General features: G+C 35.0%; 19 protein-coding genes. 5 read left to right on the forward strand and 14 right to left on the reverse strand.

All coding sequences use genetic code 11. From position 1 onward, the window contains the following. Nucleotides 1–161 precede the first annotated feature (161 nt). Genes KF816_12825 through KF816_12835 form a run of 3 tightly spaced genes read left to right on the forward strand, consistent with a single transcriptional unit; the run spans nt 162 to nt 4,011 of the window. The gene (locus tag KF816_12825) at nt 162–1,367 is read left to right on the forward strand and encodes an alkaline phosphatase family protein (GenBank protein MBX3008898.1); all 1,206 of its coding nucleotides are present in this window, start codon (nt 162–164) and stop codon (nt 1,365–1,367) included. Nucleotides 1,368–1,376: 9 nt separating this feature from the next. Then, a complete protein-coding gene (locus tag KF816_12830; GenBank protein MBX3008899.1) occupies nt 1,377–2,660 on the forward strand; it encodes an insulinase family protein in 1,284 nt (427 codons plus the stop codon). Beyond that, the gene (locus tag KF816_12835) at nt 2,650–4,011 is read left to right on the forward strand and encodes an insulinase family protein (protein MBX3008900.1); all 1,362 of its coding nucleotides are present in this window, start codon (nt 2,650–2,652) and stop codon (nt 4,009–4,011) included. Before KF816_12830 ends, KF816_12835 begins: the two co-directional genes overlap by 11 nt. A gap of 15 nt (nt 4,012–4,026) precedes the next feature. Here KF816_12835 and KF816_12840 read toward each other — a convergent pair whose 3' ends face one another. From KF816_12840 to truA, 6 genes are all read right to left on the reverse strand, one after another. Further along, nucleotides 4,027–4,959, reverse strand: a complete 933-nt coding sequence (locus KF816_12840; protein ID MBX3008901.1) for a hypothetical protein — start codon at nt 4,957–4,959, stop codon at nt 4,027–4,029. A gap of 94 nt (nt 4,960–5,053) precedes the next feature. Then, on the reverse strand, nt 5,054–5,836 hold the full coding sequence (locus KF816_12845) for an enoyl-CoA hydratase/isomerase family protein (GenBank protein MBX3008902.1): 783 nt from the start codon (nt 5,834–5,836) through the stop codon (nt 5,054–5,056). Between the two features lie 8 nt (nt 5,837–5,844). After that, nucleotides 5,845–6,429, reverse strand: coding sequence for a hypothetical protein (locus KF816_12850; protein MBX3008903.1), 585 nt, complete (start codon nt 6,427–6,429; stop codon nt 5,845–5,847). Further along, nucleotides 6,430–6,816 carry a DUF2231 domain-containing protein gene (locus tag KF816_12855; GenBank protein ID MBX3008904.1) on the reverse strand — a complete coding sequence of 129 codons (387 nt, stop codon included), beginning with the start codon at nt 6,814–6,816 and terminating at the stop codon, nt 6,430–6,432. It lies immediately after the preceding gene. A 97-nt stretch (nt 6,817–6,913) separates the two neighbouring features. Then, on the reverse strand, nt 6,914–7,663 hold the full coding sequence (locus KF816_12860) for an SDR family oxidoreductase (GenBank protein MBX3008905.1): 750 nt from the start codon (nt 7,661–7,663) through the stop codon (nt 6,914–6,916). A 62-nt stretch (nt 7,664–7,725) separates the two neighbouring features. Beyond that, on the reverse strand, nt 7,726–8,457 hold the full coding sequence (gene truA, locus KF816_12865; protein ID MBX3008906.1) for a tRNA pseudouridine(38-40) synthase TruA: 732 nt from the start codon (nt 8,455–8,457) through the stop codon (nt 7,726–7,728). Nucleotides 8,458–8,649: 192 nt separating this feature from the next. Here truA and KF816_12870 point away from each other — a divergent pair, with 192 nt between their 5' ends. Continuing rightward, complete coding sequence (locus KF816_12870; protein MBX3008907.1) at nt 8,650–11,583, forward strand: TonB-dependent receptor; 2,934 nt, start codon at nt 8,650–8,652, stop codon at nt 11,581–11,583. A gap of 15 nt (nt 11,584–11,598) precedes the next feature. Continuing rightward, a complete protein-coding gene (locus KF816_12875; protein MBX3008908.1) occupies nt 11,599–12,810 on the forward strand; it encodes a RagB/SusD family nutrient uptake outer membrane protein in 1,212 nt (403 codons plus the stop codon). Between the two features lie 53 nt (nt 12,811–12,863). On the opposite strand, the gene KF816_12880 is transcribed toward KF816_12875, so the two are convergent. The 8 genes from KF816_12880 to KF816_12915 all read right to left on the reverse strand — a co-directional run bounded on the left by KF816_12880 (nt 12,864) and on the right by KF816_12915 (nt 21,483). Continuing rightward, nucleotides 12,864–13,610 (reverse strand): hypothetical protein, encoded by a 747-nt coding sequence (locus KF816_12880; GenBank protein ID MBX3008909.1) that lies wholly within the window; start codon nt 13,608–13,610, stop codon nt 12,864–12,866. Nucleotides 13,611–13,612: 2 nt separating this feature from the next. Continuing rightward, a complete protein-coding gene (gene mtaB, locus KF816_12885) occupies nt 13,613–14,935 on the reverse strand; it encodes a tRNA (N(6)-L-threonylcarbamoyladenosine(37)-C(2))-methylthiotransferase MtaB (protein MBX3008910.1) in 1,323 nt (440 codons plus the stop codon). Between the two features lie 147 nt (nt 14,936–15,082). Next, the gene (rpsA, locus tag KF816_12890; protein MBX3008911.1) at nt 15,083–16,903 is read right to left on the reverse strand and encodes a 30S ribosomal protein S1; all 1,821 of its coding nucleotides are present in this window, start codon (nt 16,901–16,903) and stop codon (nt 15,083–15,085) included. Between the two features lie 97 nt (nt 16,904–17,000). Next, nucleotides 17,001–17,678 carry a (d)CMP kinase gene (cmk, locus tag KF816_12895; GenBank protein ID MBX3008912.1) on the reverse strand — a complete coding sequence of 226 codons (678 nt, stop codon included), beginning with the start codon at nt 17,676–17,678 and terminating at the stop codon, nt 17,001–17,003. 99 nt (nt 17,679–17,777) lie between these two features. Further along, nucleotides 17,778–18,137: a response regulator gene (locus KF816_12900; GenBank protein MBX3008913.1), complete on the reverse strand. Its 360-nt coding sequence runs from the start codon at nt 18,135–18,137 to the stop codon at nt 17,778–17,780. 251 nt (nt 18,138–18,388) lie between these two features. Beyond that, nucleotides 18,389–19,558, reverse strand: a complete 1,170-nt coding sequence (locus tag KF816_12905; protein ID MBX3008914.1) for an ABC transporter permease — start codon at nt 19,556–19,558, stop codon at nt 18,389–18,391. Between the two features lie 83 nt (nt 19,559–19,641). Then, nucleotides 19,642–20,802 carry an ABC transporter permease gene (locus tag KF816_12910; GenBank protein ID MBX3008915.1) on the reverse strand — a complete coding sequence of 387 codons (1,161 nt, stop codon included), beginning with the start codon at nt 20,800–20,802 and terminating at the stop codon, nt 19,642–19,644. Nucleotides 20,803–20,811: 9 nt separating this feature from the next. Next, the gene (locus KF816_12915; GenBank protein ID MBX3008916.1) at nt 20,812–21,483 is read right to left on the reverse strand and encodes an ABC transporter ATP-binding protein; all 672 of its coding nucleotides are present in this window, start codon (nt 21,481–21,483) and stop codon (nt 20,812–20,814) included. Between the last annotated feature and the right edge of the window lie 2 nt (nt 21,484–21,485).

The following is a 21,485-nucleotide window of genomic DNA, read 5'->3' on the forward strand; positions in this document are numbered from 1 at the left end:
AAAAGAATTTATTCATTAATTAAATATTACTTTTACTTTAAAATTGAATTTTTGTGAACAGCTCAAAAAATGCCAATTTCCTCCCCCCCTTTTGGAGCCAAATTTAATAAAAAGGATGTTAATCGAGTTTACTATATTTGTCATTCAAAAATGAGCCAGGTATGAAAATAAAAACTGTTGCAGTCCTTTTGATTTTGCTGCCAATCCTCCTTTTTTCTCAAAAAAATCCCTATGTAATTTTAGTTTCTTTTGATGGATTTAGATGGGATTACTTAAATAGAGATCTAACTCCAAATCTTGAAAAAGTTAGAAATGATGGGGTTTCCGCACTTTCATTACGCCCAGCTTTCCCCTCAAAAACTTTCCCAAATCATCTTTCTATAATAACTGGAATGTACCCGGTAAATCATGGTATTATCGCAAATACTATTTATGATTCAAATCGTGATCGCCTCTACAAATTAAGCGATTCAAATGAGGTAAGAAATCCTTACTGGTATCAGGGAGAAGCATTCTGGGAAACAGCCGAGCGCCATGGGGTAAAAACCGCAAGCTTTTATTGGCCAGGTTCAGAAGTTACACTTGGTTACAGAAGACCTTCATATCATAAAAATTACAAGCATACTTACCCCTACGAAGAAAGAATTGATGGAGTTATTGAGTGGCTGCAATTACCGGCTCAAGATAGACCCCATTTTATTACACTTTATATGCATGAAACCGACGATTTTGGACATCACTTCGGGCCAAATCATGAAGAAATAAATAAGGCAATAAAAAGATTGGATGATATGGCTGGATTACTGCTTGAAAAACTTTCTAGTATTGGGATGAAAGATAGTGTAAATGTAATTTTTGTTTCAGATCATGGCATGACCGATGTTTCCAAGGACCGTTTTATAAATATTGAAAAATTGATCCCAGACTATAAATGTCGTTTTGAAGATGAGGGACCGATTCTTCAAATTTTTCCTCCAGATGGAAAAATAGAAAGTGTGTATGATATACTTAAAGCTGAAGAGAAAAATTTCAAAGTATATTTAAAGGAAGATTTACCAGAGTTTTTTCATTATAAAAACCACAGACTGATCGCTCCAATAATTTGTATAGCTGATATGGGATGGACACTCCATTCTAATAGGGTACCAAGATGGAAAAATGATTCGGGGGGAAATCATGGGTACGATAATAATCATATTGATATGCATGGGATATTTTTGGCAACCGGTCCCAATTTTAAGTCAGGTTATAAAACCGGTACATTGTGGAATGTAGACATCTATCCGCTTCTCTGTAAAATTTTTGATATCTATCCCCGCTCCAACATTGATGGAAAAGCAGAACGCATTGAATTCATTTTAAAGTAAAGGAAATTTGTGGCAAAAGATATTTTAAAAATTAATTACGAAAAATATAATCTCTCCAATGGTTTAGAGGTTATTCTTTATCCCGATAAAAGTCAGCCCCTTGCAGCTGTCAATATCTGGTACAAAGTTGGATCTGCTAATGAGAAAAAAAACAAAACTGGTTTTGCTCATTTGTTCGAACATATGATGTTCCAGGGTTCTGAGAATGTTCCGAAGGAGGGGCACTTCCGCTACATTCAAGAGGCAGGCGGTAATTTGAACGGCTCCACCTCAATTGATAGAACAAATTATTATGAAACACTTCCGGCTAATTCACTTGAACTGGCGTTATGGCTCGAATCGGATAGAATGGGATTTATGCTCGGTGGCTTAACTCAAGAAAAATTGGATAACCAAAAAGGTGTAGTAATGAATGAAAGGCGGCAAAGATATGATAATCAGCCATATGGCCGCGCTTGGGAATTACTTTTTTCTAACCTTTTTCCGGAAGATCATCCCTATCATTGGCCAACTATTGGGTGGATGAAAGATATAGAAAGTTTTGAATTAAATGAGGTTCGTTCATTTTTTCAAACATATTACTCTCCAAATAATTCATCATTAGTTATCGCGGGAAATTTTGAATTAGAAAAAGTTAAAATTTTGGTAGAGAAATATTTTGGTGAGTTTTCCGCTGCTCAAGTTCCACAGCAGCCAACTACCCCCGGCTTTTTACTTGATAAAGTGAAGCAGATAACTCACGAAGATAATGTTCAATTATCGCGTATTTATTTTGTATGGAAAGGTGTTAAAGCTTATGATAAGTCTGATGCGGCACTCGATGTACTAGCCTACATTCTCTCATCAACAAAAAATTCACGCTTACATAAAAGTTTGGTTTTCGATAAACAGATTGCTCACGATGTGTCGGCATTCAATTATTCCGCGAAATTAGATGGTTCATTTATTATTTACTCTACTGCCAAACCTCAGACTAAATTAGATACAATTCGTGAAGAAATTTTTATTCTAATCAATGAAATTGCTGAAAAAGGGATTAGTGATGATGAATTAGTCAGAGCTAAAAATTCGCTTCGCTCTTCATTTATTTATTCACTCCAAAAAATTGATACAATTGCCGATCAACTCAATCACTATAACTTTTATCTTGGTGAACCAGATTCACTAATCTTCGATCTCAGCCGTTATGAAAATGTTACTGTTGAGCAGATAAAAAATGCGGCTAAAGAATTCTTAGCAAATAAATATGTTGAATTAAAAATTATCCCAAAGAACTCAGCAAATGATAAATAGAAAATTTCCACCGACCTCAGGTATAGCAATACCATTTGAAAGACCAAATATACAACGCTTCAAGATGGGCGATTCATTGGAGATATTGCATGTTCAAAAAAATAATCTTCCAATTATATATTCTGAATTGATCATTGACTCGGGCAGCAAATTTGATTTAAAGAACCTTGGCGGGACTTCGAACCTCACTTCATTATTAATTGATGAGGGCGCGGCAGAGTATGATTCGCTTCAGATGAGTGAACAATTTGAGAAGCTGGGAACTGTGTTTCAAGTTTCGGCAGATACCGATACTATGAATTTTTCGATACTGTCACTTTCAGAATATTACGAAAGATCCTTAGAATTACTCTCCAAAATTTTATTTGAACCTAGATTTTCTCAACAAGATTTTGATCGAGAAAAGAAAAAAGTGCTTGACAAAATTACCCAGTTAAAAGATAATCCCTCATATACCGCTTCAACAGTTTTCGAGAAAATAATTTTCAAGGATTCCTTTTACGAATTACCCGAGATCGGGTATTACAATTCTGTAAAGAATATAGATAGAAAAGATGTAATAAATTTTTATGAAAATAGAATTATAAATAATAAGATGATTCTTATTGTAGTGGGTAACGTTGAGAAATTGAAATTAGAGTCATTAGTTAATACATACTTCGCCGGTAAATACAAAACCGTCATTTCCTCTTCTACTTTGAACGATATCTTTCTCCCCTCCCCAATGAACAAATTTTATTTGATTCACAAGAAAGATTCAACTCAGAGTGAGATACGAATTGGGCATTCATCATTTAAACGAAACTCAATTGATTACCCCGCCTCTAAAATTATGAATACAATTTTAGGTGGGCAATTTTCGAGTCGTATCAATTTAAACTTGCGAGAAAAAAGAGGGATTACTTATGGAGCCACGTCATCATTTCAGTTTTATATAAATACAGGATGGTTTGAAATTTCGACATCGGTTAACGTGGATAACACAGGTGAGGCAATCACTGAAATATATAAGGAAATCAAAGGAATTAGGGAGTCAATACTGGATTCGGAAATTGAATTTGCTAAATCAACAATAATAAAACAATTCCCCTCCCGGTTCGAAACATATTCTCAAATTGCTCGCAATATTGAAACAGTAGTTCTTCACTCGCTACAATTCAGTGATCTGTTTGAACACCCTGATCAGATAGCTGATACTAAAAATGATGATGTAAGAAGCGCGGCACAAAAACATATTAAACCGGATGAGGCTGTTGTTGTAATTGTTGGTGACCGATCAAAGGTATTGCCGCAATTGGGGGTCATTTCAGATAGTATTATCGAGCTTACTGAAGAAGGCGAACTGTTGTAAAATTAAAACTATAATTTACATTCTAGGAACTGCAATTATTTTACCCCCTTTCTTCCGAAATTTATTTACTTCCGGTTCCAGTTTGATAAAATTTTCAAATCCCGTTAAAATGATTTTCTCTCTAGTACCGCTGGTATCTGAGCTAAAGAAGAGAAATCTTGAGATGAGTTCCGATTCCTGGTCATTCCTTAAATCAATTAATTTTTTTGTACTCACAAGTTCTCTATTACCTATTTGAAACTGTTTTTCAACAAAATTATAGATGGCAGAATTATATAATTTCGATTCATTGTCAACAGTTATAAGTTTAGCCTTGTTAAACTGACTTAAAATTGAAGATACAGAGCGCTTTAATAATTCCGGCTGATGCCCAGTTTCAAGCCGAAATTGCTTTTCATCATTATCATCATCCAAAACCACACAATACTCTTTATAATAATTTTTCAGGGTATCGGCTTTAATTCTATTCTCAGCATTCGGTACCACCATAGCGGAAAGAGGATAATGGGAAGCTAAAAATTTTTGATAATCGGATGCACCAAGTTTAAAAGCGTCACTTATAATAAACGCAATTTTATTTTTATCTCTATTCAGAGATTCATCCGGCATAAAAACAGCATGAAGTTTTAAGATCTCATTAGTGTAAATTTTTATTTCAGTTAATCCAAAAATCTTTTTTTCATTACATACAAAAGCTGTGATATCATTAACGATAACTTTTTTAATATCCTTTATTATCATGGGAATTGGTACATCGGTGGGAATTTTTACTTCAAAGACATTTTGGATACTATCTTCCAGTGATGATTTATTCTTTTTTGCGGTAATCCAAAAAGCATTAATGCCATAGTCATCGAGCACACTGTAAAATACATTCTCGATTTTCGCGCGCGATATTTCACTGCTAATCTTTTCAGATTCAGAAGGTGTTGTGAATTTATCAACCAACAAATTCACAATCAAAAGAACCGTTGAAATGATAAATAAATTTATAATTAGTTTTGTTTTTGGATTTGTCACAAGTAAGAAAATTTTAATGATATCATTTATTCAAAAAAATAGGATTTCTTTTTTCTAAAAAAGCAGTTGTCCCTTCAACAAAATCTTGGCTTCCGGCACACATAGCAAATAAAGTTGATTCCAAATTTTGTCCTTCACTTAAACCAAGGTTTGAACTCTCCACTATTGCGTTTAATGCCATACGTACAGCTTTGGTACCTTTAGAATTTATTTTTTGGCAAAGCTCTTTTGCCTTTTGAAGAAGCTGGTTTTGCGGATAAATTTTATTTACCAAACTAATTTTTAGTGCTTCATCCGCGCTAATAATATCTCCAGTAAGAATTAACTCGGATGCAATTCCGGTACCGCAAAGTTTGGCAAATCTTTGTGTACCTCCATAACCTGGAATTATTCCAAGATTTACTTCTGGTTGACCAAATTTTGCATTCTCAGAAGCGATTCTGATGTGGCATGCGAGAGCTAATTCGCAACCGCCCCCTAGGGCAAATCCATTAACAGCGGCAATTACAGGTTTACCGTTTTTCTCGATTAAGTTAAAAACCGACTGACCAAATTCAGAGAACTTTTTTGCACTGTTAAGATTAAGCTTACTCAATTCTGATATATCCGCTCCGGCGACAAATGCTTTTTCGCCAGATCCGGTAATTATGGAAGAATAGATTGTGTCATCTTCTTTTATTTCTCTAAAACAACTCTCCAGCTCATTTAATGTTTCATAATTTAATGCGTTTAATTTATCGGGCCGATTTATTTTTACAATCGCAATTTTATCCTCGATCTCAACAATCAAATTTTTATAGTTCATATTTATTCCTAAAATTTTACAAAAATTGGAATATTAACCCGGAGGTTAAAAGAGATATACTCATTTCTGGGCAGTCGGTGATAATAGGTAATAACATCTAACATAAACATTGAGAATCCGCCACCCACATGATAACCGAACTTTGAAATATTCTCTACATAATTGTTTCTTCCGGAACCAGGTTTAAATTCATTCCACATTTCCTGGTAATTATATTCTACTCCAAAATCTAAAATGGGCATAAGGAGCATAATATTTTCAACCAATGGTTTGAAGTAATACCTTACTCCTCCCGCAACAATCAGAACATCTGATGAATAAGAAGCATATGCAGAAGTTTTATAGAAGCCCTGCTTACCGGGATAATGCTGATATCCCAGCATTCCATATATGAATAATGGCATATATTCATTATCAGAATAGGAAACTACTATATCTGCACCAACACCGATTTTTAATTTATCAGACATTTCGAAAATTGGGAAACGGGGACCAACCTCAACTCCCATAAATAGACCTTTAACCTCTCCGAATTTAAATTGAGCCGCCAGATTACCAGTTAGAAATATTATGATCAGAATAATTTTTTTCATCTATTTGCCAAATAAGTCTGTTCCCAATCCAAATTTATAAACAAGTTCTCCTCCGTAATGGCCAGTCAAAAATATCAAAATGGCTCCTACAAATCCTAAAAATATAAGTAGCAACTTAAAATTTGTTTTTAACTTCTTTTTTATAACTAAATATATTTTTATGAAAAATAATCCTGTAAAATAGAATAAGCTGATTGTGGCAAATTGTTCATGTTCATTTATTATACTTACAGCGTTTTGAATCTCTGTATTATTTTTATACACTTCAAAAGCTTGATTTCCTGTCAAGACAGCGATTAAGGAAAAAAAAATCCCCAACCCAAGCAGTATGGTCGATGCTTTCTGAATATACTCTTTCTTCGTAATCAGTCCGGCAACTTCAAACAAAAAATAAACACTCAAAAAAGCTATCGGGAAATGAACTACAAATCGGTGATATTGAGCCAAAAATTCCATTTTATACTTTCTAAAAATATTATAAAAACTATCCGCAGAGGACACTTCCCCCATTCACATTTAAGATTTCGCCATTGATGTGGCGTGCCAAATCGGAAGCCAAAAATAATACCGGTCCGGCAATATCTTCCGAAGAGGCAATTCTACCAACCGGTATTCCCTTTCTTATTTCTTCTTTGTATTTCTCATCGGTAAATACGCCATTATTAAGTTCAGTTTCAACCCAGCCGGGGGCAACGGAATTTACTGTAATATTAAAAGGAGCTAATTCAACCGCTAATGATTTTGTAAATGAAATCATGCCTCCTTTAGAAGCGGCATAGTGTGAATGAAAAGCTTCTCCTCGTTGTCCCGCCGTAGATGTTATTAATATCATTCTTCCAAACATATTTTTTTTCATTATTGGCGAACATGCTTTACAAAATAGAAAAGTTGAAGTAAGATTTATATTTATTAATTCATTCCAGTGATCGAGCGTCATAGTTTCTAAAGTGCCATCATTCCAAATTCCAGCGTTATGAATTAATACATCGATCTTTCCAAACAATTTTTCTGTTTTAATTATTACATCATTGATTTCGCTTTCTGATTCCATATCAACTTTAAATGATTTTACACTACCCGGAAATTCATTTTCAATTTTTTGAGCTCGCTCCACCGCGCTTTTATAAGTAAAAACAACCTTCGAATTTGCTCGCGCAAATAATTTAACGCAGGCTTCACCAATCCCTCTCGAGCCACCTGTGATCAAGGTAACTTTGCCAGATAAATCAATCATTTATTTCTCCTAACTAATATTAAACATAAATTTTGCCTTCACTGCAATTCATTTAACAATTATTAATAACGGACTTTGAATAAGAATAAGCCCTTTGCGGGAGCGGCTTCGTGCGCGACTTCCCGATCTTTAGCATCGATAATTGATTGAATATAATTTTCACCAAGATCATGCTTTATTGCGTAAAGTAATGTACCTACAATAGCTCTCACCATACCATGTAAGTAGCGGTCGGCTTTAATATAAAACCAGGAAATTTGATTTCCCTTATGCCAATGGATTTCATAAACTTCGCAAAATTTATTTTTTATCTCATCATTTTTTTTTGCGAAGGATGAAAAATCATGTTTCCCTATTAATATTTTGCTAAGATTATTCAGCTTGGAAATATCAACATCTTGAAACCATCTCAACTCATAAGAATATTTATAATAAAAAGGAGATTTACCAGTGGAGATTAGATATAAATATGCTCTGCTTTTGGCATCGAATCGTGAATGGAACGATTCATCAACTTTAGAAATATTAGAAACTGAAATATCCTTTGGAAGAATTGAATTGAGTGAGTATTGAAATTTTGCGAGATCAAGGTTTTGGTTTGATTTAAAATTTGCTGTCTGCCCAACCGAATGAACACCGGTATCTGTCCTGCCGGAACCAATCAAATTAATTTTCTCCTTAACCAGCAAGTCAATAGATTCTGAAACTTTTTGCTGAACCGAAACCGCTCCATTTTGAATTTGCCATCCGGAGTACTCGGTTCCATCATATTGAATAAGTAATTTGTAGTTCATATCGGCTCATTTTGCGTGTCAAAATTACGGAGAAAAAATCGGATGGTGAATTAAAAAGATTATTGTTTTTAATTCTTCTAAAAATTACATTGAATCCCAGATTTATACATAGTAGATCAATTTGTCCGTTGATATACATGGATAGTCTTTAGTAACTAATCCTTTAACCAAATCAAATCATAGTGAGGTTGTATGCAAAAGTCTCTACTATTTTTTTTGTTTCTTGTATTAAGCATTGGGGTGGTGAATGCTCAAGGAACATTTCGTGTAATGGGTAAGGTAACCGATAAAATCGGCGAACCGCTCATTGGTGCTAACGTTTATATTAAAGCGTTAAACACGGGCTCTGCAACAGATGTCGAGGGAAAATATGTTTTTGAAGTTCCCAAAGAGCTTGCAAAAGGGCAAACAGTTGCTCTATCTGTATCATTTGTAGGATACAAATCGGCAAGCAGCAATATTATACTAACGGGAAATTCTATTTCTCAAAACTTCGAACTGGAAGAGGACATTTTCCAGAGTGATGTAGTTGTTGTAACCGGTATCGCTTCCAAAACTTCAAAATCGGTAGCTGAAGTTTCCGTTGGACGCGTTTCGGCATCAGATCTTCAACAGATCAATACTTATGGAAGTCTCTCTCAATTAGTTGCCGGAAAAGTAGCAGGTGTTCAGCTTTCAGCCGCGACCGGAAACGTGGGTGGAGGTTGGAGATTCTATGTTAGAGGCGGCGGCGGGTTAAACGGCGATGGCCAGCCAATTATTTATGTTGATGGTGTACGTATGGATAACCAGGAGGTTATTGGTTATGCAGTAGGCGGACAAGGAATAAGTACATTAGCCAATTTAAATACTAACGATATTGATAAAATTGAATTCTTGAAAGGACCAGCGGCCGCATCAATGTATGGAGCTAATGGGTCTAATGGTGTTGTTTTAATTACTACCAAAACCGGAAAGTTTACCCAACAAGCCGGTTCGGGTATGTCTGTTGATTACAGATTTAATTACGGTTTCAACGATGCACTATATGAATATGAAAAGAAAAATTTTGAAACCGCGGATGTAATCAACCGTCAATTCAAAACCGGTCCAATCCGCGAACATTATGTTAACGTTGCCGGTGGAAATAATACGCTGAGATACTTCTCCTCTTTCGAAAATAGAATGGAAGATGGAATTATGAACGGTACCGCAGGTGATAGAAGTTCTCTCCGTTTAAATTTGACTTCTATTCCTTCTGAAAGCCTTACTTTTAGATTAAGTACTGGATATGTAAAAAATAAATATGACAGACCAAATAATGATAACATTATCTATGGCGCACTTGGAAATACCATTCTTGATTTAAGACCTTTTGGATTTGTAAAAGAGGAAGATATTTACAAGTTCAGTGATAAACATGATATCAGCCAATTTGTTGGTTCATTAAACATGAATTACAGACCAATTGAAAATTTGGAAGTTAATGCCGGTGTTGGTATTGATAACAGCAGCTGGCGTCAAGTAAGGTTATTTCCCTTTGGTGTTAATTTTGGCGGTTTAATTACAGCTGGTCAAAAAAGTATATATGAGAGATTCAATACTCAATTAACATACGATTTTAATGCCGCTTATAATTATGAACTATTTGACATGATCGATGTTAGATCAACTATTGGTACTCAATTCTTTGATCGTACTAACAAATCAACAAACGTTTTAGGTGAACAATTTACTTCAAACCTAATTACAACTTTAGGCGCCGCAGGTAAAATTTCCGGTTACGGTGAAGGTTTCAGTCATCAAAGAGATGGCGGTATTTATACCGAGCATGCATTGAGCTATCAAGATCAATACTTCTTAACATTAGGTATCAGAAGAGATTATGCAAGTTCATTCGGTAAAAATGCACCTGCAATAACCTATCCAAAAGCAAGTATTGCTGTTAGAATGGATAAATACGATTTCACCCCTTCTTTCTTCCAATTATTAAAATTAAGAGCTGCATATGGCGAAAGCGGTGTACTTCCTGGTTCGCTTGATGGTATTCCACTATTATATGCCGCTGAAGCCGGCGGATATGGAGCTGGTGCAGTTGTATCTGTAATTGGTAATCCTGAAATTCAACCTGAAAGAGTTAAAGAAGTTGAACTTGGTTTCGACGCCGAATTCTTTAACGATTTCTCATTAGAATTTACTTATTACATTCAGAAGGCTACAAATTCAATTGTTGGAAAAGTTAATCCACCATCAACAGGTTTAACAGCTTCAACACAACCATTTAACGTTGGTGCGGTTGATGCATCCGGTTTTGAAACATTATTACAATATTCTCCATTCAGAACTGTTGATTATGCTCTTAACCTCAGTTTAATTTGGAATTACCAAACTAATGAAGTAAAAGATATGGGAGGCGCTCAGCCAATTTATAGCGTTAATAATACTATACAAGTTGGAATGCCCAAATTCCAATTCCATACTTTTAATTCAACAGGCGCACGTTACGACGCAAATGGTAAATACATTGGATCAACTCAATCGGCTACAAGAGTTGATTTAGGTAACCCAATCCCAAATCATACAGGTTCATTCACACTTAATTTCAAATTCTTGAAGAACTTTAACTTGTATGCTTTCACAGAATGGGCAATTGGAAACAAAATATTTAATAACACTCAATTATTTGCAAATAGAAGAGGAAACGGAACTGAGTATAATGAAATGAATGCTCTTCTTGGCTTGAATCCAATTGTTTCAGCAAATGCTACATTAGGACTTCCAAGTTCGAATCCAAATGTAACTCCATTAACTCCTGGTACCGCAGAATACAAAGAAGTTGCTGAAAAATTTGCAAAACTAGATTGGAGATATGCAGGTAACTACATTGAAGATGCCGATTATCTAATTATCCGCGAAGTTAGTTTAAGTTACGACTTTACTGATATGCTCCAAGAATTCGATATCACAAAATATACTAAGAGTATTGCTCTTGGTGTTTCAGTAAGAAATCTTGCCCGCTTCACCAAATATTCGGGTGCGGATGTTGAATTAAACTACACAGGTTCACGTACAATAGCCAGAGGAAATGACTTCTTGACTCTACAAACTCCGAGAACAGTCAACCTTTGGGTTAGATTAGGATTATAAGAGGAGAACCATACTATGAAAAAATATAAATTATTATTACTTCTTCCTTTACTCTTTTTCTTCGTTATCTCTTGCGAAGATTATGTTAATGAAGTTGATCCTGTTATCGATTTAGCGCAAGATGATTTATTGAACACAGAAGCTCAAATGGATTTCCTCGCAAAAGGAGTTCAACAACGATTTTCAACAACTGCTAGTCAATTAGCTTGTTTAATGGATCTTCAGTCAGACGCAATGATCTATACAGGCAAAATTGCTACCGCAAGCTTTCCTACATTCCAGGAAATCGATGAAGGCTTAATACTCGGAGATAATGCTACAGTTACTGGTGTATTTCAGTCCGTTGGTCAATTAAGAAAATATGCCGATGATCTTGTAGAGAGAGTTGGAAAAGTTAACTTTTCAGATCCAGCAAAGAAAGTTAATCCTCTTTATGTAGGATATCTCTATGGTGGTATTGCAAGATACTATATGGCAGTTGCATTCGGCTTAAACAAAAATGAACCTGGTGGAGTAATTGACGCTGGTCCATTCATTCCTCAAGCCGCCTTGTTAGATCAAGCTGTCGCTAAAATGAAGGAAGCTTTGAATGTTCAAACTAATGCAGCTCTAAAGAGAGTTGTTAACTCCATGATTGCTAAAGTTTATTTAGCAAAGAAAGACTATGCTAATGCAGCTACATATGCTGCAGCAGGTATGGCAAAGGGAGATGCTCCATTCCAGGCTCTTAATAATGATGTTTATAATATTTATTTCTGGGGCTTTGCCGGTGCCGGACGTGTACAGATTGCTGTTAATTCCCGGTTTAATGATTATGTTGTCGCGGATCCAAAAGAAGCCGCAAGAATTAAACTTGGTACTGTAAAAGGTACTGATAACTTAACTTATTATTGGCAGAACAAATACCCTGAAAAGAGTAATCATTTTCCTGTTATGACATGGCAAGAGAATAACCTTATGATAGCTGAATGTAACTTAAGAGGTGCCGGTGCGGGTAATGCACTTGCTCTTGTTAATGAAGTTAGAGCTGCATACTCAATTGATGCTTTAGCTACTATTGATCTTGCTGGAATTATGGTTGAACGCGATAAAGAATTATTCGTTCAAGGTAACAGATTAGTTGATCAGCACAGAACAGGTACATGGCATATAGCAGCAGATGTTTGGAGATATATGCCTATTCCAAGAAGTGAAAGAAATGGAAATCCAAATCTTCCAACTTTGTAATTAATATGCTTTGAAGATTAAAAGCTGCCCTCAATGGGCAGCTTTTTTTTTTGCTAAAAATTGGTGATGAAATTAACTGTGTAGTGGGAGGGCATATTTGGTTTGCTGGAATATCCGATGAAGAAAGAAACATCATTCTGAGAACTAAGATTTTTATTATAACGGCTTACTAATCTAACCGCGTTAATTGCGCTGATAACCCGGTTTAATACCAATGCACCAACAACAAAACGAACATTATTATATGCTTGTTCGCTCGAAGACCACATTTCACGATATTCTCTTCTTGTATCAGAATTTTTCCAATCCCAGTAATGTGTATTGAGATTGTAAACCCCATTATAATTTCGTTGCAATTCCTGCGCTTTATTAAAATCCTCAATGCTCTGATAAATGCTGATATTCGCGTAATACTCTTCATCTTTATTGTATAAATTTACACCGCCTCTCGATTCAGCGAACGACATGTAATTATCCTTTTTCCAGGCGCCGTATAAATTAAAACCAGTAAATGTACCCCAGAGTGCCGCATCAGCAATTGTGTAATGCATGCCGCTCGAGTAACTCTCGGCATATAACTCGCCCATTCCGGGTAACAAAAAAGAATAAAGAATCGCCAATCCTGCATTCTTTTTCCCCGGTAATTCTGTTCCAATTAATTGATGTGAAAAAGATAGAGTTTCCTCATTCAGATTATTTAAAGCAATTTCTTGGTTTAACTCGAAAAGATTTTTAAGATCATCTTTTTGGGAAAAAACGACTGATGATAAAATCAATAACACAACTAGTATTTTTTGCATAATTAACCCGCCGATTTAATTTGTAATGAGTTCATATTTAGTAATTCAGCAGTACAAATATTATCATCAATCCCCTTTATTTTAATTTTTGTAAATGTATTTATCAGATCCGGATTGTAGGGGTATTTAATCCTAACATAATTAGAAGTAAACCCTCTCATCCATCCGTCATGATTTTCATGTTCGAACAATACATCCAGTTCAGCATTTATCATCGATTGATAAAAATAATTTCTTTTCTTCTCACTTAAAATTCTGAGCATATTATTTCTTCTTTTTCTCTCAACTACATCAACTTTGCCTTCAATTTCTAAAGCTTTTGTGTTTGGTCTTTCCGAGTATGTAAAAACATGCAAATAAGAAACAGGTAGTTTATTTAAGAAATTATAAGTATCCAAAAAATCGGTTTCAGTTTCACCCGGTGAGCCAACAATTACATCAACTCCAATTCCGGCATAATCAATCTTTTCATTCACTTTAAAGATAAGATTTTCATAATCACCAACCCTATATCGTCTCTGCATCAATTTCAGAACTTTATCACTTCCGCTTTGCAGCGGAATATGGAAATGGTTACAGATACGGGAATCCCCGGCAACCAGATCAATTATTTCATCGGTCAGTAAGTTAGGTTCAATTGAACTAATTCTTATTCTGTATTCACCATTTATCCGAACTATGGAATTTAATAATGAATAAAAATTGCTCTGCACGGATTTTCCATAATCGCCAACATTCACGCCGGTTAAAATAATTTCCTTATAACCTGAATCGAGTAATTTTTTAAATTGGTCAATAATTAATTCATGTTCAGCGCTCCGGCTTTTTCCACGAGCTAAAGGGATAGTACAAAATGAACATTTATAATCGCATCCATCCTGTATCTTTAAAAAAGCGCGGGTTCTGCTGTCTGTGTCAGTTGAAAATGAAAGATTAAATGCATTCAACTCTTCTGTTGGTGAAACATGAATACATGACAGTTTATTTTTCTCAAAAGAATTTATAAAAGAAAAAATGTTAAATTTTTCGTCACTTCCCACAATCAGATCAACACCCTCAATATCGGCAATTTCATCAGGACGCAATTGTGCGTAGCATCCAGTTACTATAATAAATGCTTCGGGATTATTTTTTAGTGCTCTTCGAACAATTTGCCTGCAATCTTTCTCAGCATTCTCGGTTACTGTACATGTATTTATTACGTAAACGTCAGCTTTAGAATCATAATCAATAATCTCAAATCCATTTTCCTTGAATTGAGTTCCAATGGCTGATGTTTCTGAATAATTTAATTTACAACCTAATGTATAGAATGCCGCTTTCATAAAAATTGTTTCTTACTTTCGAATAATGTTAATATTAATATATAAAATAAGGGCTGTATCTAATTCAAATGTACAAACAATCTTGAATAAATACAGCCCGAATATTTTAGCTCAATTTAGTAATTTGCTTTTTATTGCATTACTAAATTAATTATTATCTGCTGGAGTATTTGGAATCATAACCGCAGGACTTTTATCATCATAAAGATTAAAATCGGAAGAGTCGAATTTACCTGCATCAGCTTGTCTAATATCGGCAACAGATACTTTTTCTAATTTATATGTACTTATAAATTGAACAATATCCTCATCCGATTTATCCTGTAATGCGGCAATTGCGCTCAATACAATTTTCTTATTCTCTTTATCGAACTCAACAACCTTCAATTCTAATTTAGTACCTAATGGGAAACAGAATGATAGGTTCTTAATCTTTGAGGTTGATAATTGAGTAGCTGGAATAAAACCATCAACATTTAATGGTAATTCAGCAATCAATCCTTTTTCGATAACTCGAACAATTTTTCCTTCAGATGTTTTGCCTACAGCGTATTCTTTCTCAAAATTATCCCAAGGATTAGGGTTAATTTGTTTGTGGCCTAGAGAAATTTTTCTTGATTCGGTATCAACGCCCAATACAACAACATCAATTTTTTCCCCTTTCTTAATTACTTCACCGGGGTGTCTAATTTTCTTTGTCCATGATAAATCGGAGATATGTACTAATCCATCAATTCCAGGCTCAAGTTCTACGAAAACTCCAAAGTTGGTTAAGTTGCGGGCAATACCTGAATGCTGTGAACCAACGGGATATTTACCCAATAAATCTTGCCATGGATCAGGTGTTAACTGTTTCATGCCGAGGGAAATTTTCTTCTCACCTTTATCAAGACTTAAAATAACCGCTTCAACTACTTGTCCCATTGAAACAAATTGAGAGGGATGACTGATATGTTGAGTCCAGCTCATTTCTGAAATATGAATTAAACCTTCAATACCTTTTTCAATTTCGATGAATGCGCCGTAATCTGTTAGAGAAACTACGCGTCCAGAAACTTTATCGTTGAGTTTATATTTCTCTTCAATTTTTTCCCATGGATGAGGTAATAATTGTTTTAAGCTAAGAGAAATTCTCTTTCTTTCTTTTTCGAAATCGGTAACAACCACTTTAATTTTTTCATCAAGTCGAACAACTTCACTCGGGTGATTAATTCTGCCCCAGCTAAGGTCTGTAATATGAATTAAACCATCTACGCCGCCTAAATCGATAAACACGCCGAAATCTGTAATAGCTTTAACTGTACCTTCAAGAATTTGGCCTTTTTCAAGTTTATCAAGAATTTCTTTACGCTGATCGGAAATTGTTTCTTCAATAAGCACTTTATGTGAAACCACAATATTTTCGGTTGGTATATTAACTTTAACAATTTTGAAATCCATAGTTTGACCAACAAAAGCATCGAAGTCGCGAACCGGGCGAATATCAATCTGTGAACCAGGTAAGAAAGCTTCAATTCCCATTAAGTCAACAACCATTCCACCTTTAATTCTCTTAAGAATTTTCCCAACAATAATTTTCTCATTTTCGAAAGCATCCATAATTCTGCTCCAGATCTTGAGGAAATCGGCTCTTTTCTTAGATAGAACTAAATTACCATCTTCATCTTCAACGCTTTCAATTACCACATCAATAGTATCACCAATTTTAATTTCTTCAGTAGCGTTAAATTCAGATTTAGAAATAGTGCCGTCAGATTTAAAACCAACATCCACGACAACGTTATCAGCATTAATACCAACGATTCTTCCGGCAATTATTTCGCCTTCTTTAATATCGCGAAATGACTCCGAATATAATTTAGAAAGCTGTTCCATTTCTTCTGGAGTATACTCATCACTATTAATGAACTTGCCTTCTGTTACGATAGTAGCAACTTTTTTGATACTATCTTTTCTTCTATCGGACATTTGTCCTCCTAATTAAAAAATACACCGCTTTGAATTTATGCCATCAATAAGTTCAAGGCAGCAGTTATTTAGTTGTACATTAGTTTTTTCTGATGGCTTACAAGTTTCCTAATTTCTCTTGAACTTTATTATATAAAATTTCTAAATCCTGTTCAGGAGTTAATCCGGTATTATCAAAAAGGATTGCATCTTCCGCCTGTTTTAACGGCGATACTTCTCTGCCGCTATCAATCCTATCTCTTTTTTCGAGATTACTTTTTACTTCTTCAATTGTTATATCAATATTTTTCTTTTGATACTCTAAAAATCTTCTTTTCGCTCTTTCATCAATTGATGCCGTAATAAAAAATTTTATATCAGCATTGGGAAATACAACCGTTGTAACATCTCTTCCTTCGGTAACAATACTTCCCTGTTCCCCTATATTTTTCTGAATTTTAACCATTTCAGATCTGACTTCCGGAATTGTACTTACTTCACTAACCTTAGAGTTAACCTCAGCCGACCGAATTTGCTCTGTTACCTCTTCATCATTAGCGAAGACGCGTGTAACACCATTTTCATATTTTAATTTGAGAGTTACAGATCGGGCAATCTCAATAATTTTTTCAGGCTGATCAATAGAATTATCTCTGAGGGCACAATAGGTTATTGCGCGATACATAGCGCCTGTATCTAAATAAATATAACCCAGCTTTGAGGCAAGATTTTTTGCGGCTGTACTCTTCCCCGATCCTGCAGGACCGTCTATTGCTATAATTATCTTTTTTGACATAGGCTTGCAAAAATATGTAATAGAACGATTTACCGCAAATTCTATTACAAAATAACCCCATTTATCGGAACGATTTACAACTTAAATTTAAATATTTTATTATTCGTATCTAAGTAATTCACTAAGTAATTTTTCGTTTTCAACGGGCTTTCGTAAAAATCTTGTTGCCCCAGCCTGCATGGCTGAAATTTCATCTTTTTTAAATGCATGAGCAGTTATAACAATAATGGGGGTTAACGAATATTTTTCGGTAGCCCTCAGCTCCTTTATAATTTGAATACCATCTTTTTCACTTTTTAAAGAGATATCAACGATGAAAACATCAATACTGTTATTTCTTATAACCTCTGTAACTTCTTCACCATCTTTTGCCCTTAGTATGTTAAAATGATTTCTCAGAACGAGGGAAAAGATATCAACTATCATCTCCTCATCCTCTATAATCAATAGTGTTTTCAATTTATCACTCGTTCAAATTCGTATATTTTTTATGTTTTATTATACTTTATACTCCCCCGTATCTTCACCCTTTTTCACTTATTTGTATTATTGAATAAATTACAAATAGCGATTAACCTGATTTTCCCTTCCCTATTATTCATAAAAAAAAGATTGAAGTCAAACTATTTGTTGCGAAAGGAAGATTTATATATGAAGGAAATTGGGAGAGGATAAGGGAGCCAAACTAATGACTCCCCCAAAAATTAAATTTATAATCCTCGAAGCGCCGATACAATATTGAGCCGGGATGCTCTTACCGCCGGCGCAAAACCACCTATTAATCCCATGATAAGGGCAAATATTAATGATGAAATAAATATCTCCGTACTCAATGCAAACGAGAATGAGAGTTCCGAAAAGGAATTGAAATTTAGAGTAGAGATAGAAAAGAACTGTAAAAATGATGCTAAGAATAATCCTAAAATTGCACCGGTCATTGCAATTATTATTGATTCAAATAAAAAGGAGGATAAAATACTTCTTCTGGCAAATCCGAGTGATCTTAGTGTACCGATCTCAACTGTTCTATTAGCTACCGCGGCATACATCGTAATTGCGGCACCAATTGTTGCACCAAAACTAAACACTATTGTAATAAAGGTACCAAGGATAGAGATAAATCCAGAAAGAAATTGAGATTGTTCCTCAAAAAATTTCTGTTCTGGCTTAACCTCAAATTGCTGTAATCTTCGATCTGTTTCAAAAGCTCTCTTAAAATTATCATAATTTGCAAGATTATCTAATTTAATAGTCATTGTTGAAACAGAATTTGATCGATTGAAAGCCTCTAACAACTGATTTGCGTCTCCCCAAAATTCGGAATCGAAACCACTTCCATCTGTAGTAAATACCCCAACTACTGTCCAATCATCTGCTGCAAATCTAATTTTTTTACCAACTTGAGCTCCCTCAAATCGGGAAATTAATTTTTCTCCAACAATAAGTTCTCTTAAAGCTGGATTAAACATCCTTCCACTAATTATTTTCATCTTTGGTCTAACTTCCTGAATAACCGGCGAAACACCTCTAACTGTTAAATTGCTTACTCCTCCCGATTTAATCTCTAAATTTATGATCACAACCGGCTCAGTAGAAATTATTTGTTGATTATTTGAAGTCTTTGCTATATGAGGCAAAGTTCTAATTATATTTTGAGTATCACCGCCTATTATACTCGAGATTTCACTCTGTGATGATTTCCTAAGTATCATAACATTATCAACCTCACCGGTAGATACGAGTGTTTTCTGCACACCGTACGACATCATGAGAACTGCGGCAAATACAAATACAACCATCGCAACACCACTTACCGTAATTATCGTAGTCAATTTTCGGGTCATCAGACTTTTTATAGTATATTTTAATGGTATTTTCATATTGATCCTCTTTTAAATTCTGTGAAGTGAATAACTCAAATTAGGATTAGTTGATCCTTGATCAATTCACACTATCACTATTTTTAACCTACAAATCTAAAACCATCTACAATTTTTGTATTTATCGCTTTGATAATCGGGAATATTGCGGCGATTATACCGATCAGCAATGCTGAACTCACTGCAAGAATTATCGTAATATTTTCTAATTGAAAAACCGGAAAGAATCCTTTTGGAATCACTGCCTCAAATCCTGCAATAACCGGAAATGTTATCAGTAATCCAATTCCTCCTCCAAGAAATGAAATTAGCATCGATTCTCCGAGTATTAATCCAAATAAATGTTTTGCCGAAAATCCGAGAGTTTTAAAAACCGCATACTCACGAGTTCTTTCCCTCGCAGACATAATCATTGTATTACCTAATACTAGCATAATTATTCCAACAATCACAAATGACATTACATTCATTGAAGTAATAATTGCACTCGTGGATTGTAAAAATCCTTGAGTGAATGCCCGCTCGGTTTCGGTTTTAGTTTCGTAAGAACTATTTTTAAAAATAGCATCAATCTTTGCGGAAACTTGCGCGGCTTTATTTGGATCCTCAATTTGAACCGCATACCAGCCGATTAAACCGGCTCGATCGGGGGACTCTGCTCTCATCCTCTCATCAAGCGTTGACCAATGAAAATACATTCCAGTTGCATCGGTGTATTTATGTTTTGGTTTATATATTCCTCTGATTACAAAATCCCATCTACCCGGATATATATCCCCCTCCAGTGTCATCATGTCACCAATTTTTAAATTGTATTGCTCTGCAATTGAAATACCAATTACGCAGGAATTCTTCTCCCTCATAAAATTTTCTTTTTCTTCCTTCGTCAATAAAAACTCCGGGTAAACATCAAATAGAGTTTCTGCATCGACGGCTAGCCGGGTAAAGAATTGATTTTTATCTTTATAAACACCTTGGAACCAATTAGCAAAGGAAACCGCTTTAACTCCTTCAACAGCGGCAATTTTATCCCGGTAGGCATAGGGAAGAGGAAATATAAATGATACTGAGTGACGAGTAATTAATCTGTCGGCAGCAGCAGCATCAACACCGAAATTCCATGCAGTATAAACCGTTCTCAAAATTCCGAACGCTATAACTGCGATAGCTATTCCAAAAATCGTGAGTGCAGTTCGAAGTTTGTGCCTCAACGCATTTTTAAATATTAGTTTTAATACTTTCATATAATCTCCTTATACCAAATCGCCTTTATCCAGATGCCGGGTGATTGTTGCTTTTTCTGCGGCATGTGGATCGTGTGTTACCATTACAATCGTCTTTTTATATTCTTTATTCAGTCTCTCCATCAATGTTAGAATTTCTGTGGCTGAAACTTTATCAAGATCGCCTGTGGGTTCATCGGCAACTATGATCTGTGGATCTGTTACAATAGCTCTGGCGATTGCTACTCTCTGCTCCTGCCCTCCCGATAATTGTTTAGGATAATGGCTCATTCGATCACCAAGTCCAACAATTGATAACGCTGTTTCAACATGTTTTTTTCTTTCAGCTTTGGATAGTTTTGTAAGAAGAAGGGGAAGCTCAACATTTTCGTAAGCGGTTAATACAGGTATCAAATTATAAAATTGAAATATGAATCCTATGTTGGATGATCTCCACTTTGCTAGCGCCGATTCACCTAATTTTGCGATATCGGTACCGGCAACATGAATTTCTCCATTTGTCGGACGATCGATACCGGCAATTAAATTTAGCAATGTAGTTTTGCCTGATCCCGAAGGACCCATTAAAGCTAAAAACTCTCCTTCGTTTACATCCAGCGTAATATTATGCAAAACCGGAATCTCAATATTATTTCGCCAATAAGATTTTGATAAACTTTTAACTTCGATAAGTGATGACATAT

Source organism: Melioribacteraceae bacterium, assembly GCA_019638015.1.
Classification (GTDB): Bacteria; Bacteroidota; Ignavibacteria; order Ignavibacteriales; family Melioribacteraceae; genus JAHBUP01.